The sequence below is a fragment of the Caldalkalibacillus uzonensis genome, assembly GCF_030814135.1.
In the GTDB taxonomy this organism is placed as follows: Bacteria; Bacillota; Bacilli; order Caldalkalibacillales; family Caldalkalibacillaceae; genus Caldalkalibacillus; species Caldalkalibacillus uzonensis.
On record NZ_JAUSUQ010000003.1, the window covers coordinates 158,492 to 172,757 of the forward strand.

Annotated in this window: 15 protein-coding genes; 2 read left to right on the forward strand and 13 right to left on the reverse strand. The window is 44.5% G+C overall.

From position 1 onward, the window contains the following. Window positions 1-9 precede the first annotated feature (9 nt). The 13 genes from J2S00_RS05350 to larE all read right to left on the reverse strand — a co-directional run bounded on the left by J2S00_RS05350 (window position 10) and on the right by larE (window position 12,513). A complete protein-coding gene (locus J2S00_RS05350) occupies window positions 10-843 on the reverse strand; it encodes a carbohydrate ABC transporter permease (RefSeq protein WP_307336443.1) in 834 nt (277 codons plus the stop codon). Further along, window positions 843-1,784: a carbohydrate ABC transporter permease gene (locus J2S00_RS05355; protein ID WP_307336446.1), complete on the reverse strand. Its 942-nt coding sequence runs from the start codon at window positions 1,782-1,784 to the stop codon at window positions 843-845. Before J2S00_RS05355 ends, J2S00_RS05350 begins: the two co-directional genes overlap by 1 nt. A 53-nt stretch (window positions 1,785-1,837) precedes the next feature. Next, window positions 1,838-3,121, reverse strand: coding sequence for a M20/M25/M40 family metallo-hydrolase (locus J2S00_RS05360; RefSeq protein ID WP_307336448.1), 1,284 nt, complete (start codon window positions 3,119-3,121; stop codon window positions 1,838-1,840). 19 nt (window positions 3,122-3,140) lie between these two features. After that, window positions 3,141-3,890: an SDR family NAD(P)-dependent oxidoreductase gene (locus tag J2S00_RS05365; RefSeq protein ID WP_307336451.1), complete on the reverse strand. Its 750-nt coding sequence runs from the start codon at window positions 3,888-3,890 to the stop codon at window positions 3,141-3,143. Between the two features lie 247 nt (window positions 3,891-4,137). Further along, window positions 4,138-5,169, reverse strand: a complete 1,032-nt coding sequence (locus tag J2S00_RS05370; protein WP_307336454.1) for a TRAP transporter substrate-binding protein — start codon at window positions 5,167-5,169, stop codon at window positions 4,138-4,140. Window positions 5,170-5,270: 101 nt separating this feature from the next. After that, entirely contained in the window at window positions 5,271-6,563 is a 1,293-nt protein-coding gene (locus J2S00_RS05375; protein ID WP_307336457.1) for a (Fe-S)-binding protein, read from the reverse strand. Window positions 6,564-6,570: 7 nt separating this feature from the next. Continuing rightward, the gene (locus J2S00_RS05380) at window positions 6,571-7,995 is read right to left on the reverse strand and encodes an FAD-binding oxidoreductase (protein ID WP_307336459.1); all 1,425 of its coding nucleotides are present in this window, start codon (window positions 7,993-7,995) and stop codon (window positions 6,571-6,573) included. A gap of 87 nt (window positions 7,996-8,082) precedes the next feature. Then, a complete protein-coding gene (locus tag J2S00_RS05385) occupies window positions 8,083-9,246 on the reverse strand; it encodes an iron-containing alcohol dehydrogenase (protein WP_307336462.1) in 1,164 nt (387 codons plus the stop codon). 6 nt (window positions 9,247-9,252) lie between these two features. Further along, window positions 9,253-9,432 (reverse strand): FCD domain-containing protein, encoded by a 180-nt coding sequence (locus J2S00_RS05390; RefSeq protein WP_188623184.1) that lies wholly within the window; start codon window positions 9,430-9,432, stop codon window positions 9,253-9,255. Between the two features lie 4 nt (window positions 9,433-9,436). Then, window positions 9,437-9,892 (reverse strand): FadR/GntR family transcriptional regulator, encoded by a 456-nt coding sequence (locus J2S00_RS05395; protein ID WP_307336908.1) that lies wholly within the window; start codon window positions 9,890-9,892, stop codon window positions 9,437-9,439. Window positions 9,893-9,968: 76 nt separating this feature from the next. Next, window positions 9,969-11,126, reverse strand: coding sequence for a mandelate racemase/muconate lactonizing enzyme family protein (locus J2S00_RS05400; protein WP_307336465.1), 1,158 nt, complete (start codon window positions 11,124-11,126; stop codon window positions 9,969-9,971). Between the two features lie 110 nt (window positions 11,127-11,236). After that, window positions 11,237-11,716 (reverse strand): nickel pincer cofactor biosynthesis protein LarC2, encoded by a 480-nt coding sequence (gene larC2 / locus J2S00_RS05405; RefSeq protein WP_307336468.1) that lies wholly within the window; start codon window positions 11,714-11,716, stop codon window positions 11,237-11,239. Further along, on the reverse strand, window positions 11,713-12,513 hold the full coding sequence (gene larE / locus J2S00_RS05410; protein WP_307336471.1) for an ATP-dependent sacrificial sulfur transferase LarE: 801 nt from the start codon (window positions 12,511-12,513) through the stop codon (window positions 11,713-11,715). The genes larC2 and larE overlap by 4 nt, the downstream gene beginning before the upstream one ends. 153 nt (window positions 12,514-12,666) lie before the next feature. Here larE and larB point away from each other — a divergent pair, with 153 nt between their 5' ends. Both larB and larC read left to right on the forward strand, forming a co-directional pair. After that, the gene (larB, locus tag J2S00_RS05415; protein WP_188624216.1) at window positions 12,667-13,416 is read left to right on the forward strand and encodes a nickel pincer cofactor biosynthesis protein LarB; all 750 of its coding nucleotides are present in this window, start codon (window positions 12,667-12,669) and stop codon (window positions 13,414-13,416) included. A gap of 6 nt (window positions 13,417-13,422) precedes the next feature. Beyond that, window positions 13,423-14,160, forward strand: coding sequence for a nickel pincer cofactor biosynthesis protein LarC (gene larC, locus J2S00_RS05420; RefSeq protein WP_307336476.1), 738 nt, complete (start codon window positions 13,423-13,425; stop codon window positions 14,158-14,160). Window positions 14,161-14,266: the final 106 nt, after the last annotated feature.

Consider the following 14,266-nt stretch of genomic DNA (forward strand, 5'->3'; position numbering starts at 1 on the left):
CCATTTCTATTAATCTTTAACTCCACCAGCCGTTAAACCGCTGACCAAATACTTCTCGATTGCCAGGAACAGAATAATCACCGGGATGGTTGCCACCAGTGAAGTAGCAAACAGGTATTGCCACTGCACATCATATTTACCAAAAAAAGCATATATCCCAACAGTTAGCGGACGGGAGACATCTGACGAGATAATGGTCAAGGCTACAACAAACTCATTCCAAGCCATGATAAAAACAAAGATCACTGTTGTGATAATCCCCGGCGTGGCCAAGGGGAGAACAATCTTGACCAGCGTTTTCAGCTTTGAACAACCGTCTATCCAAGCCGCCTGTTCCAACTCCCGGGGAATGGTTGAAAAATACCCCGTCAGCAGCCATATGGCAAAAGCCTGGGTAAAGGCGGCATTAACAAGGACCAGACCCCATATAGAATCCATCAACCCTAACCATTGGATCACTCGAAACAAACCCACAAGTAAAACAATGGGTGAAAACATTTGGGTAATTAAGACGAGATACATATAAGCACGCTTACCAACAAACTGCCTCCGAGATAATACATAAGCGGCTGGTATGGCACAAAACAGGGTTAACAATGTTGAACCAGTTGCGATTAAGATTGTATTCCAAATATATGTTGACAAAGGAATAACCGTCCAAATCTCTAAAAAGTTACTCACTGTCCATTCTCTAGGGAAAAACGTAGGCGGAATCGAATAGACCTCAGATCTGCTTTTCAGTGCAGTGACAAGCATAACGACGTAAGGAAACAGTAAGACCACGACCAAAAAGTAGGCCGCCAATAACGTCAATCCTTTTTGTATTCTAGATGGATGAACCATCAACGTTCCCTCCTTAACACGATGGAAACATAAACAATAGTAAAGGCAAGTAATAATAAAAAGCTTATCACTGACACCGCTGCCGCCTCACCCATCTTGTTCGTTTGAAAGGCCAGTTTGTACAAATAGGTGATCACGGTATCTGTTTGATTGACAGGATCTCCTTGTGTAATCGTCCATATGATGGGAAAGGAATTAAAGACGTAAATGGTGTTGAGAACAACACTAACGGTGAGTGGTTGTTTTATTAAAGGCAGAGTAATAAAGAAGAACCTCTTCCAACCATCCGCTCCATCAATACTGGCGGCCTCATATAAGTCATTGCTGATGGTTTGCAATCCAGATAAAATAACAAATGAAGTAAAAGGTAAGGTAACAAAAATACCGACCCATATCATGAGCGGGAAAGATAAAGAAGGGGATGCCAACCAGTAAATATTTTCGTTAATCAAATTAAACTTGGACAGTAGATAGTTCAGTGTTCCATAGTTGTAATCAAGGATCCATTTCCAAATTGCAGACGTAATAATTAATGATACAGCCCATGGGACGATTAATGCTGCTCTGACTAATCGGCGCCCTATAAATTTTTGATTTAGTAAGATAGCTATTCCCAAGGATAAAATAGTACTGAACCCGACGACTGCCACTGTCCATATCAAGGTATTTTTCAGAACCATATAAAAAGTAGGCTTAGAAGAAACAGCCACATAATTTTCAAATCCGGTAATCTCGTGCCTGACACCCGCCAAGCTAACTCTAGAAAAAGAAGTGATAAACAATTCTACGATGGGGATAAAAGTGACAATGAACATTAAAATTAAACTAGGTAGCAGCCATAAATAAGGATGAGTAACTATATCCTCCCATGTCATCTTCCTTGGTTTTATCTTCAAGTCTCTGGTGAGTTTTTTTAAGGCAGGCACTTTATCTATTTCCATCAGATACCCTCCGGTTATACTAGTGATTCATTGTCATGTTATCGTCTTCTCTCTTACTTGCTCACGCCGCACCACTCAATCATTGTTAAGGCATACATTTTGACTAAATTAAGGAAATCATCAACGAAGATATATTCATCAGGGGCATGGGCATTAGCCCCTTTTGGGCCCCAGATCAAAGCCGGAGTATCACTATAGACATTAAACATAAACGAATCGCAAGCAAAAGGAGCACCGTGTACCGGAAGCCCGTCTTTATAAAAACTCAGTGAAATTCTTTTGGTTATAGAGATAATCTCATGATCCTCGGGTATACCGGACCCAGGCAGATACCGAATCAATTTCTCTATCGTCGGCTTGACATGTTTCAAAATTTCATCTTGCTCCGCCCTCTTTTTATAAAATTCTGTAAAATCTTGATAGAGGTCTTCTTCTGTTGTCTCTGGATAGCACTGAATCCATACATCGATCACACAAGAACTGGGCACCCGATCACATAGAGGCAAATGAACCGGACCTGCTTTCACCCCCTGGACATAGGCCGGAAGATTGGGACCGTCGGCAAAATACTTATTGGTTGACCTTTTTTTCCCGTGGTACTTCTCATAATCTCTAAATATGTTTAAAAATCGACTTCCGGCAAATACAGGATTTTCAAGCCTTTCCCCACTAAACGATCTCCCCGGCCGTCCCTTGTAGGTGATTCTATACATACTTCCTCCCTGATTAACCGGACAAATGGAAAGATTACTCGGTTCTGGAATAATAGCAATATCCGCCTTGTATCCCCGCAAACGGCAGGCTAGCGTGCCATTGGCTCCCCCATATTCTTCATCCACCACTGATTCGATGGTGACATCACCTTTCAGTTGAATGCCTAAGTCAGACAGGGCTTTCAGGGCCATCATGGCGGCCACCAGCCCACCCTTCATATCAAAAACACCTAGACCGTATTGCTTCCCATCTTTGACAATGCCTGAAAAAGGGTCGACCGTCCAAGGGTCATCCCCCACCGGAACCGTATCCACATGTCCCGAAAATAGTATGGATCGTCCTCCTCCAGCCCCTGGCTTTTTTCCTACAACATTAGGCCTGTTCTTATAATGACGATTTCCCAAGTAAGCAGGATGTTCTTCTAGACCGGGGACATCTGTTGGCAAAAACATATCCACCACGCACCCGAGATCTTTTAATTTGGCATAGACAACATCCTGAACTTTTTTCTCATCTCCGTACGGGTAACGGTTTTCACTTGGAATAGAGACTAATTCCTTGTTAAGATTTAAAATCTCCTCACGATGTTTGTCCACCCACTGACTAATTTCATCAATCAACATGACCTTCCTCCCACATGATTTATTCTTGACAAAGCTGTCCTCCATCGACCACCAATTCTGTCCCAGTGATGAATGAAGCCTCATCAGAAGCGAGAAAACAAAAAGCATTCGCCACCTCTTCAACCTTTCCATATCGATTGAGAGGAATCTTGGATGTGTAATTCTTTACCGTTTCTTCCGACATTCCGCCTTCAAGAGCCAACTCAGTCAATATAAATCCTGGGCATACGGAATTAACACGGATATTATAGGGTGCCAATTCAATTGCCATTGTTTTCCCTAACAAAATAACCCCTGCTTTGCTGGCATTATAGTGAGCCAATCCTGCTTCCCCTAAGATCCCGTTACTCGAAGCCATGTGAACGATCACTCCCGACTTTTGCTCTTTCATCTCTCGAGCCACAACCTGTGAACATAAGAAAACACCAGTTAAATTAACATTTAGGGTGTCGTTCCAATTTTTATCCGTCGTTTCTAAGAAAAGTTCAAAGCGGGCAATTCCGGCATTATTTGCTAAAATATCAATCCGTCCAAATCGTTCTTTTGTAAACGAAACAAGTTGTTCAACATCTTGTCTCTGTGTAACGTCGGTTAGAATACTATAGACTTCTCCGAAGGAAGATAATTCCTTTTTTGATTCAGTTAACCATTCTTCGTTTATGTCACAAATCACTACTTTAGCCCCCTCTTGCAAAAACTTTTTGGCAATTGCTTTTCCTATCCCTCTCCCAGCACCAGTTACAATCGCACTTTTATTTTGTAAACGCATAGATCCACCTCCAACAAGTTTGTTAATTAAATTGATTTTCTAACTAGATTATACAAACCCTCATATAATTAGGTCAATATAATTTTTAAAATATTAATATTTTTCTTTTATATTAAGACGTGCTTAACCCTTGATCAACTCAATGTGGTATGCGATTCTCCAACAGTGTTAAAGTTAACATTGTAACAGCCCCACACACAAAGACTTATGTAAACACTGTGTGTGAGGCCAGGTTTCACAGATATTCCTATTCAAGAAGAGCGTCAATTTCTTCCAAAGATGTTACAGTCCAAGATTCTTGGAAGAAGCGCTCCAATCCAGGACGTGCCTTTTCAATAAATGCTTCCTTGTCTACTTCAACAGCTTGCATACCTGCTTCTAGCATCTCATGATAGAATTGATCAGCATCAGATACTGCTTCGGCATCGGCATAAGCCATCGCTTCTTCCGCTGCTTCTTGGATCAACTGCTGGTGTTCGGGGCTTAAGGAATCCCATAAATCCTTGTTCATCCACATAAAGGCGGCTTCGTAAACATGGCCGGTATTGATTAAATAGTCTTGTACTTCATGCAAATTAAACGTATAGATCTGTTCGTATGGACCTTCAGACGCTTCCACAACCCCGGTTTGCAAGGCTCCGTATAATTCAGGCAAAGCAACAGGTGTTGGCGAGGCACCGATCGCTTCCCAGGCCGCAACCCAAGCTTCAATTTCCGGCATACGCAAGTTCAGGCCCTTGACATCATCAGGGGTTTCAATCGGTTTGTTAGCTGTCATATGACGTGGACCACGCATAATGGTCCCGATGATTTGGAATCCGGCATCAGCCATTTTGGCAAACATCTGCTCTCCAAGGTCCCCGTAAAAAGCGGCTTGCATATGCTCCATGCTCTGGAATAAGAACGGTGCTGTAAAGAACATGTATTCGGGAGCATACATATCTACTCCTGTATATCCTTCCAAAACCATCTCCAGGTCTCCTGATCGAACTGCTTCATAGTTTTCCCGTGCTGAACCCAGGGACCCATTGGGGAAAAAGTTAACTTCAATCTCACCATTGGCACGTTCGTTAACTAGCTCAGCAAATTTGGCTGCCCCTTTGGCTGGAGCTGATTTTTCGTCAAAAACAGTAGCTATGTCAATACTAATTGTCTCTCCAGCAGGAGCGCTTTGCTCACCCTCTTGCTCTGCTTCGACATTTGTCCCAGTGTCAGAGTTGCTGCCACAGGCTGCCAAAATTAACACAAGAATACAGAATAAAGAAAATAGTCTTTTCATTTTTTATCCTCCTCGTATTTTGTAAAATTAATGAGTGCAGAGTTGATGCCAGGCATCACTCCGCTATTACACTGAAGATGACAAAAATGCTGTCTTGTTATTTACAATAATTCCGCCGATTCAGCTAACAATTCTGCTAGATGAACAACCCGTACCCGTTCACTAAGTCCTTCACGTTGCACCCCTAGCTTCATCTGTAAGAGACAGCCTGGGTTTGTCGTAACTATAGTGGTCGCTGTGGTTTCTTTTACTGTCTCCATCTTAACATCGAGAATCTCCATCGATTCCTTGTAGTTTAATACATTGTAAATCCCTGCAGACCCACAGCACATGTCGGGGTTGGCCATTTCCCGGAACGTCACTCCTGGTATTCGCTTAATTAAGTCCAGCGGCTCCGTCGTTACCTTCTGTACATTGGTCATATGGCAGGATCGCTGGTACGTGATAATTTCGTTAACCGGCTTGGTCAGCGGCAGTTCACACTGTGCGAGCACCTGGCTTATATCACGAGTCTTGGCCACAAACGCTTTCGCCCGTTCTTCCCATTGTGGATCGTCGTGGAAAAGATGGTCGTACTCCACCAGCATCCCCCCGCAGCCACCTGCGTTGTTAACGATAAAGTCCACGTCCAGTCGTTCAAAAGCCTCTATGTTTCGCTTTGCAAGTATTTTTGCATCATCTAATCGCCCGGCATGGGCGTGCAACGCACCGCAGCAGGTTTGCTCACCAATGACGTGAACCTCACATCCGGCAAGGGCAAGCAACTCCATTGACAGCCGGTTAATCTTTTCAAATATAGCATCCATAATGCAACCGGTAAAAAAAGCGACTTTCCATTGGAGAGTATTCGCTATCGGTGGCTTAAACAGACGCGGCCGTTTGCGCCTCTTTAGGGGAGAACTCACTTTAGGCAATACTGCTTCGAAGGCCCGAAGATTATCTGATAGAACATGGTTTAATTTCCCTTTATGAACCATTGCCTGTACTCCGGATGCTTGATACAACCAGATCACATCTGTTAAAAGCTGCAATTTTTTGGGACTGGGAAAGATGTTTTGAAACATCTTGTCCTCTATCCAGCGCAACGGTGTGGATGTACGGTTTCCCTTATATTCCGCCAACACTCCCCGTGCGTCCTCTAAGATTTTGCCATACTGCACCCCAGACGGACAAGCTGTCTCGCAGGCACGACAACCCAGGCAAAGATCAAGCGGCTCTTCGAGTTCATCCAACGAAAGATGTCCCTCCGCCGCCATCTGTACTAGATTGATCCGGCCGCGTGGAGAATGGGTCTCCCTTTTCATGGTCAGGTAGGTGGGGCAGGCGGGCAAGCAGTAGCCACACTGCACACATTGGACGGTTTCGTCGTAAGGCAACGTTTTACGCTTGTTCATCTGCTCACTACCCTTCCGTTAAGTTGAGTCGTTGCCCAGGCTTAGGAAAAATCTTGCCCGGATTCATAATGTTCTTTGGATCCCAACTCTCCTTGATACGCTGCATCATCTCAAGCCCTGCCTTGCCCAATTCCATCTCCATAAACGGTGCCTTCATGTTGCCGATGCCGTGCTCTCCAGACAGCGTGCCTCCCAACTCAATCGCCGCTTCAAAAATCTCCGCAACTGCCTGCTCAACGCGCTTCATCTCGTCCTTGTCCCGCTTGTCGGCCACAATATTGGGATGCAAATTACCATCACCTGCATGCCCGAACACCACCAGATTAACGTTGTATTTTTCTCGGATTTTTTTTAAACGAGCAAACATTGCTGGGATCTGGCTGCGCGGAACGGTGGCATCCTCGGAAATTTTGGTCGGCTTAACTCTCGTAATCGCAGGAGAGACCATTTTGCGAGCCTTCCACAGATTAGCCCGCTCCGACTCGCTAGTGGCAATTTTTACGCTGCGAGCTCCAACCGCTTCGCAAAGTTTTGCTGCTTCCCGAATTTCCTCCTCCACGGCACGGGCATGGCCATCCACTTCAATCAGAATGATTGCTTCGGCATCGACGGGAAGTCCGCTAGGCTGGTACGATTCCACCGCTCGGATGCAGGTTTGATCCATAATCTCCATCTTGGCCGGTAATATTCCTGAAGTAAGTACTTTGGAGATTGCTTCTCCTGAGGTGACGATGTCGTCGAAAATGGCCATCAGCGCAGCTGTTGCCTGTGGTTTGGGAATCAGCCGCAAAATCGCTTCCGTGATGATACCAAGTGTGCCTTCAGAGCCGACGATCAGCTTAGTCAGGTCATAGCCAGTCACATTTTTCACCGTACGTCCGCCGGTGCGGATGATCTCCCCCTGCGGCGTCACCACTTCTAAGCCCAATACGTAATCCTTGGTCACCCCGTACTTCAAGCCACGTGGCCCACCGGAATTCTCCGCCAGATTGCCGCCGATGGTGGAGACATGCGAACTGCTTGGGTCGGGTGGATATATCAGTCCTGCCTGCTCAGCTGCTGCATGAATGTCAGCCGTTAAGACTCCCGGAGAGACAATTGCAATCAAATCGTCGGGGACCACTTCCAGCTTCTTGTTCATGTGCGACAGGTCCAGCACGATGCCGCCTTCGACGGGCAACGGCCCTCCGGACAGTGAAGTGGACTGGCCGCGTGGATAGACAGGAATCGTTTCCTCGTAGGCCAGCTTAACGACTGCAGCCACCTCCTGTGCGGTCGTCGGCTGTATCACCAGTTCTGGGAGAAAGACACCGAACGACGCATCGTAAGAATAGCCAATCAAGTCCTGCTTCTCCGTCAGAATCCGCTTATCGTCTGAGATAATACCTCTGACCTGCTGTAAAATTTCCTCATCAACTTTTCTGTAGGCCAATACATTCACCCTCTTACAGGTTAATCTGAGGGACAGAATTTGTCATCCAAAATACCGCTTGGTCCTGTACTTACCACTGTTCGGTTCTTACAACACTCCGTGATAAGCGTTTTCAATAATTTGTCTAACATCGCTTTCACTAGTGAGCCTGGGGTTTGCAAACACATTTCCACTCCTCATGGTGTCTCTGATCATCTGCGGCAAATAATCCAATGAAACCCCCAAATCCTTGATATTGTCTGGGATGTTTAAGGATTTATTCATTGTTACGATTGCTTCAATGGCTTTCCTTCCTGCCTCAGTCACTGGCAAACCGCTCACATCTTCCCCTAATGCAACGGCGATCTCCTTGTATTGATCAGGACAAGCCGGCAGGTTATATGCCATGACATATGGTAATAATGCAGCATTGGCAATACCATGAGGGATATTAAAAATACCACCGAGCGTATGTGAAATGGCATGTACATTTCCTAAACGTGACTGGGCAAAGGCCATCCCTGCCATGCAGGATGCCACAAGCATTTCCCCTCTGCTATCCATATCTGTACCTACAAAATAAGCTTTATTTATGTTCTCACCAATTATTTTTACTGCGTTTATCGCTAAAGCTTGACTGACAGGATTTGAAAATTTAGAAGTATAAGACTCTATGGCGTGTGTAAGTGCATCCATTCCAGTAGCAGCTGTAATCGAAGGCGGTAAACCTAGTGTAAGTTCAGGATCTAAGATTGCTAGCTTAGGATATAGATGCGGACTGATAATGGCTGCTTTAAACAATGTCTTCTCGTTTGTAATGATGGTAGCTGGGGTCGCTTCACTTCCTGTTCCAGCTGTAGTCGGGATGGCAACAATCGGAAGAGGGGGATGAGGTAATTTGTTCACCCCTTCGTAATCGAGAATACTGCCGCTATTATTCACGAGCGCAGCAATAGCCTTTGCTGTATCAATACTGCTGCCCCCACCAACCGCTAGTACGATGTCGCAATTCCCTTTTTGCAAATAACGCAAACCATTTTCCACTATCTGATTAGTGGGGTTCGGGTCCACTTCATCAAAAATGTCATAGGCAATACCCTGTTCGTTCAAAGACATTTCAATCGGATCCAGGATCTTTGCTTTTCTGACACCAGCGTCAGTTACAATGAGGACTTTTTGCTTAACATACGGCTTTAACAATTCCCCCGTTTTTTTCGCTAGTCCTCGTCCATACTCCATTTGTGTCGGCATAAAAAATTTGTACCCATCCAATGCCATTCACTCCTTTTCTTCCATTTGATTTAGTTGATGTTTAATATTGCTAATATGATTTTCCATTGCTGTCCGTGCCATTTCTGCGTCAGCGGTCAGTATGGCTTCATAAATTAAGCGATGTTCGCCCAACACTTCTTCGGTTTTTCCTGGAATTTTAAGTGCATCGATCCTTGCTTCATACACCCCGCTAATAAGCGGTATCGGATATTAATTTAAACGTGTTGATCATCATAGAATTATGGCTGGCCTCAATCACAGCAGAGTGAAAGGCAAAATCCTCTTTTACAGCCAGTTCATGACGGTTTATTGAATGTTCCATTTGATCTAAGGCTGCTTTGATCCGTCGCAGATCTTCTTCTGTTCTGCGTTGGGCCGCATAAAAGGAAGCATAGCTTTCGATACCTTGACGCAGTTCTAATAATTCAAAAATGTCTGCTTTCCCTTCATGGAAAATGGAGTCGAATAAGACAAATAACTGGTCTTGGTCATTGTTATTCAAAAAGATACCAATACCAGGTTTAACAGTAACAATTCCTCTCTCCGCGAGTACACTGATCGCTTCGCGGACCGCACCTCTGGAAACAGAAAACATGTTTGCTAAATTTCTCTCTTTTTTAAATTGGTGTAATATTGGTCTGCTGATGAACCCAGGAGCTTCGGACGCCTTTTTTTAGAATACAGGCACTGCCCTTATGACAGTGCCCGTTTGCGATGAAATGTTACTTCCTAAAAATGGGCTGTTCATATCTTTCAATGACTTCCCTATTGACGTCTACGCCAATCCCCGGCTTTTGCGGAATTGGTACTTTTCCATCCTGCATAGAAATTGAATGATAAATTAAATCCCCTCTGAATGGATGGGCTGATTGATCATATTCTAGCATGGGCTCGATAGGATTTAAGGATAATGGAGTTGGAGGTAAGGAAGCTATAAATTGCAGTGAAGCTGCAAGCCCAATTCCCGAACCCCATACATGGGGTATTAACATCGTATTCCAAGCTTGAGCCATGGCAGCTATTTTCTTGCACTCGGTAAATCCACCGGAAGACATTAAATCTGGTTGCAATATATCAAGCGCTCCATTTGCTATCCAATGCCTATAACCCGTTTTTCCGAATAGATTTTCTCCAGCTGCAATATATGTAGAAGATAAATTTCTCAGTTGTTTATACCCTTCGATATCTTCAGGAGCAAGAGGTTCTTCAAAAAAATGAATATTTAAAGATTGACACTCATTTAAAATCCGCCTAGCAGCTGGGAGGTTATAGGCACAGTTTGCATCCATCATAATTTTTATTTGATCACCCACAGCTTCACGAATAGCACTCACAAAGCTAATATCCTCTTCTACACCAAAGCCTATTTTCAACTTAATTGCTTTAAATCCTTTTGATATATGCTCTTTTGCTTCCTCAATTCCGCTTTCGGGATATTTTTTTCCTTTATATCTATAAAAGCCAGTTGCATAGGGAGTAACTTCTGACCGGAAACTTCCTCCAATCAGTTTCGATATTGGTTTATTCAAAGCTCTTCCAATCACGTCCCAAAGGGCAATATCAACACCACTAATGGCATTGACAGCTGCACCCGACTGTCCAAAAGGACGAGAACGATTATACATTTCCTCCCAAAGTACTTCTACATCGAATGGGTCTCTGCCTATTAAAATGGGTTTATAGCAAAACTCAATAAATGATGCAGCAATCTCAGGGGGTTGTAATCCATGACACAAAGACTCTCCCCATCCAACAACTCCCTCATCGGTGATTATTTCCACGATTAATGAGCTGCGTTTTTCCACCCATCCTTGAGAAAAAGAAAACTTTTCATCTAACGGTGTAGATAATACATGCGGAATAACATTAACAATCTTCAAAATAATTCACTCCTAAATGATAATGATGTAGCAGAGTAGGAAACTGAAATTTACTGACGACCTTAAGACCGCCATGTTTTCTTCAGTTTCCCTTCACTTACAACATCACCTTAGTCATTTAAAATTTTCCACACAGCTTGGTATACTGCTTTAACAGGCACGCCTGCCTTCTCTGCAATCTGCCGACAATCTTCAAACTCGGGACTTTCTTGAACCACTTGATTCCCCAACAAGGCCTGTTTAACCGATACAGGGCCCCATTTAGTTTCGACTGTTTTGAACTTCCGGCCCAAACGATGCACAGTCCACGGGGAGTAACGAATGCCAAAAGTCGTTGTTTCGGTAAAGATCAAACGTTTCACTTTATCCAGCAAATGTTTAGACAAGAGAACGGATAATAAGACAGCAGGCCTGTTTTTTTTCATATAAATTGGCGTGTAGTAAACATCATTCACTCCTATCGCCAGCAGTCTGTCCATTAACTCTCCCAACCATTCAGCAGGCATGTCATCCAAGTTTACTTCTATTTTGATCATGTCGGAGTCAATATGCTCACGCTCGTGATTAAACGGTTGTTTTGATCTATTCATTTTGTTAACACCTTGTTCATACTACCACTTTTATATCCTTTTAAATCTAAAGTAATAAACTTATATCCGATCTGTTCCAACTGGTTATAAATGTGGTCTCTGTTTGTTAAGATCGTATCCATATCTCCCGGTTCTACCTCTATCCTAGCCAGATCCCCGTGATGACGGACACGTACCTGGCGGATACCTAAGCTGCGAATTACCTGTTCAGCCTGTTCAACCTTGGAAAGCTTTTGCACTGTAATCATCTCTCCGTAAGCAATGCGGGAGGACAGGCAGGCAAAAGAAGGCTTATCCCAGGTTTCTAAGCCCATTTGTTTGGACAGTGCCCTGATCTCATCTTTGTACAAACCGGCTTCCTGCAGTGGGCCCCTCACACCCGATTCTTGGGCTGCTTTAGTACCCGGACGGTATTCACTTAAATCATCGGCAATAAGACCATAGACAATATGGTTCAATCCATACTTTTTGCGCAAAGGTTCCAATTCCTCAAACAGCCCTTTTTTGCAGAAGTAACAACGATTTTTATTGTTCTCCTTATACCCGGGAATCTCCAGTTCAGACGTGGAAATCACCACATGGCGTGCCCCGATTTTGGCTGCCAGCCGCTTTGCCTCCTCCAACTCTGAAGAAGGATATGTCTCCGAATCGGCTGTCACAGCTAGGACATGGTCATAACCAAGGGTGTCCACTGCAACCTTGAGTAAAAAGGTACTGTCTACCCCTCCCGAGAAGGCAACAAGCACACTTTTCATGTCGGAGAGTATACCTTTAAGTTTGAGCAGTTTATTCTCCATATTATCCCTCTCTAGTTACGTTTAATCATGTTTTCTCCTATTTTAACAGAATCTTTTTAAATTGACACTGCGTGGTCTTAGGATTTTGAAGCAACTGGTCAGCAGCAAGGGGGTTTGTTAGAATAAAACTAAAACAACAAGAGGGAGAGTAACATGCCAGATCAATTAAAACATCTGTTGCACCAAGTCGCAGCGGGAGACCTCAGTCCAGAGATGGCCTATGAACAGTTGAAAAGCTACGAAGATCTAGGTTTTGCCAAGGTGGATTATCACCGGGTGCGGCGTAAAGGATTTCCTGAAGTGATTTTTGGTTCAGGGAAAACAGCAGATCAAATCGTCGAACTTTTTAAACGTTTAATGACCCAACATAAGATCATTTTAGCCACACGGGTCTCAAAGGATAAAGCAGCCGCTGTCAGGCAGTCACTACCTGAATTGAGCTATGATCACACTGCTCGAATTCTTTATTATGCAGACAAGCCCTTGGAACCGCGAACGAAAGGGGCCATCGGTATTCTTTGTGCCGGTACAGCGGATCTGCCCGTAGCCGAAGAGGCGGCATTAACCGCCTTGGCTATGGGCAATCGTGTCAAACGCTTTTATGACGTAGGCGTAGCAGGCATTCACCGCTTGTTCCACCATTTGGAGCAAATCAAACAGTGCCGCGTGTTGATCGTGATTGCCGGGATGGAAGGAGCCCTTCCCAGCGTAGTTGGCGGTTTGGTCCACCAGCCTGTCATTGCTGTTCCCACTAGCGTGGGTTACGGGGCACATTTTAATGGACTGGCACCGCTCTTAACCATGCTCAATTCTTGTTCTTCCGGGGTGACAGTGGTCAATATTGATAATGGTTTTGGTGCAGCCTACTCAGCATCGCTTATTAATCAACTTGGGGAGGAATAACATATCATGTCTACGATCTTGTACCTTGACTGCAGCTTGTCCGGTATTAGCGGAGATATGACTTTAGGTGCTTTGGCCGATTTAGGTGCGGACTTAGAACTTATTGAACAACAGCTGCAATCGTTTCCTATTGAGCCATTTAAATTAGAGCGGAAAGGTGTGCTTAAAAAAGGCATCTACAGCCAAAAGGTAGATGTTGTGGTTGATCCTGACACCCCTCCTGCTCATCACCGCCATTACAGCACGATTAAAAAAATGATCGAGGAGTCCCAAATCTCGGATCGGGCCAAACAGCTGGCCATAAGGATTTTTGAACCCATCGCTCAGGCTGAAGCGAAAATTCACAACACAAGTGTCGACAAAGTACACTTCCACGAGGTTGGCGCTGTTGATTCGATCGTGGACATTGTTGGGGTGGCAATTGCCCTTGATCAACTTGAGATTAACCAGGTGTTCAGTTCCCCTGTTGTAGTGGGCTCGGGCTCCATTCACATTGATCACGGCCGTTATCCGGTCCCGGCGCCGGCTACACTGGAAATTCTGCGAGGTGTGCCTATCTTAGAGTCTGATCTAAATGGCGAACTCACTACTCCCACAGGGGCGGCTATAATTAAAGGATTGAGCACCTCGTTCGGCCCCATGCCAAGCATGACTGTCACCCAGATCGGCTATGGGGCAGGTACAAAAGATTTCGAAGGCCATCCTAATGTACTAAGAGCTGTAATAGGTGAACGAGTTGAGTAAATTAAGAACAAAGACTTAAAAGCAGGGGGAACTCTTTCAAAAGCACCCCCTGCTTTTTTCGTCCTAGGGACAATAGGATTGCCTGTAGGAGTCCCACATCCGGTTT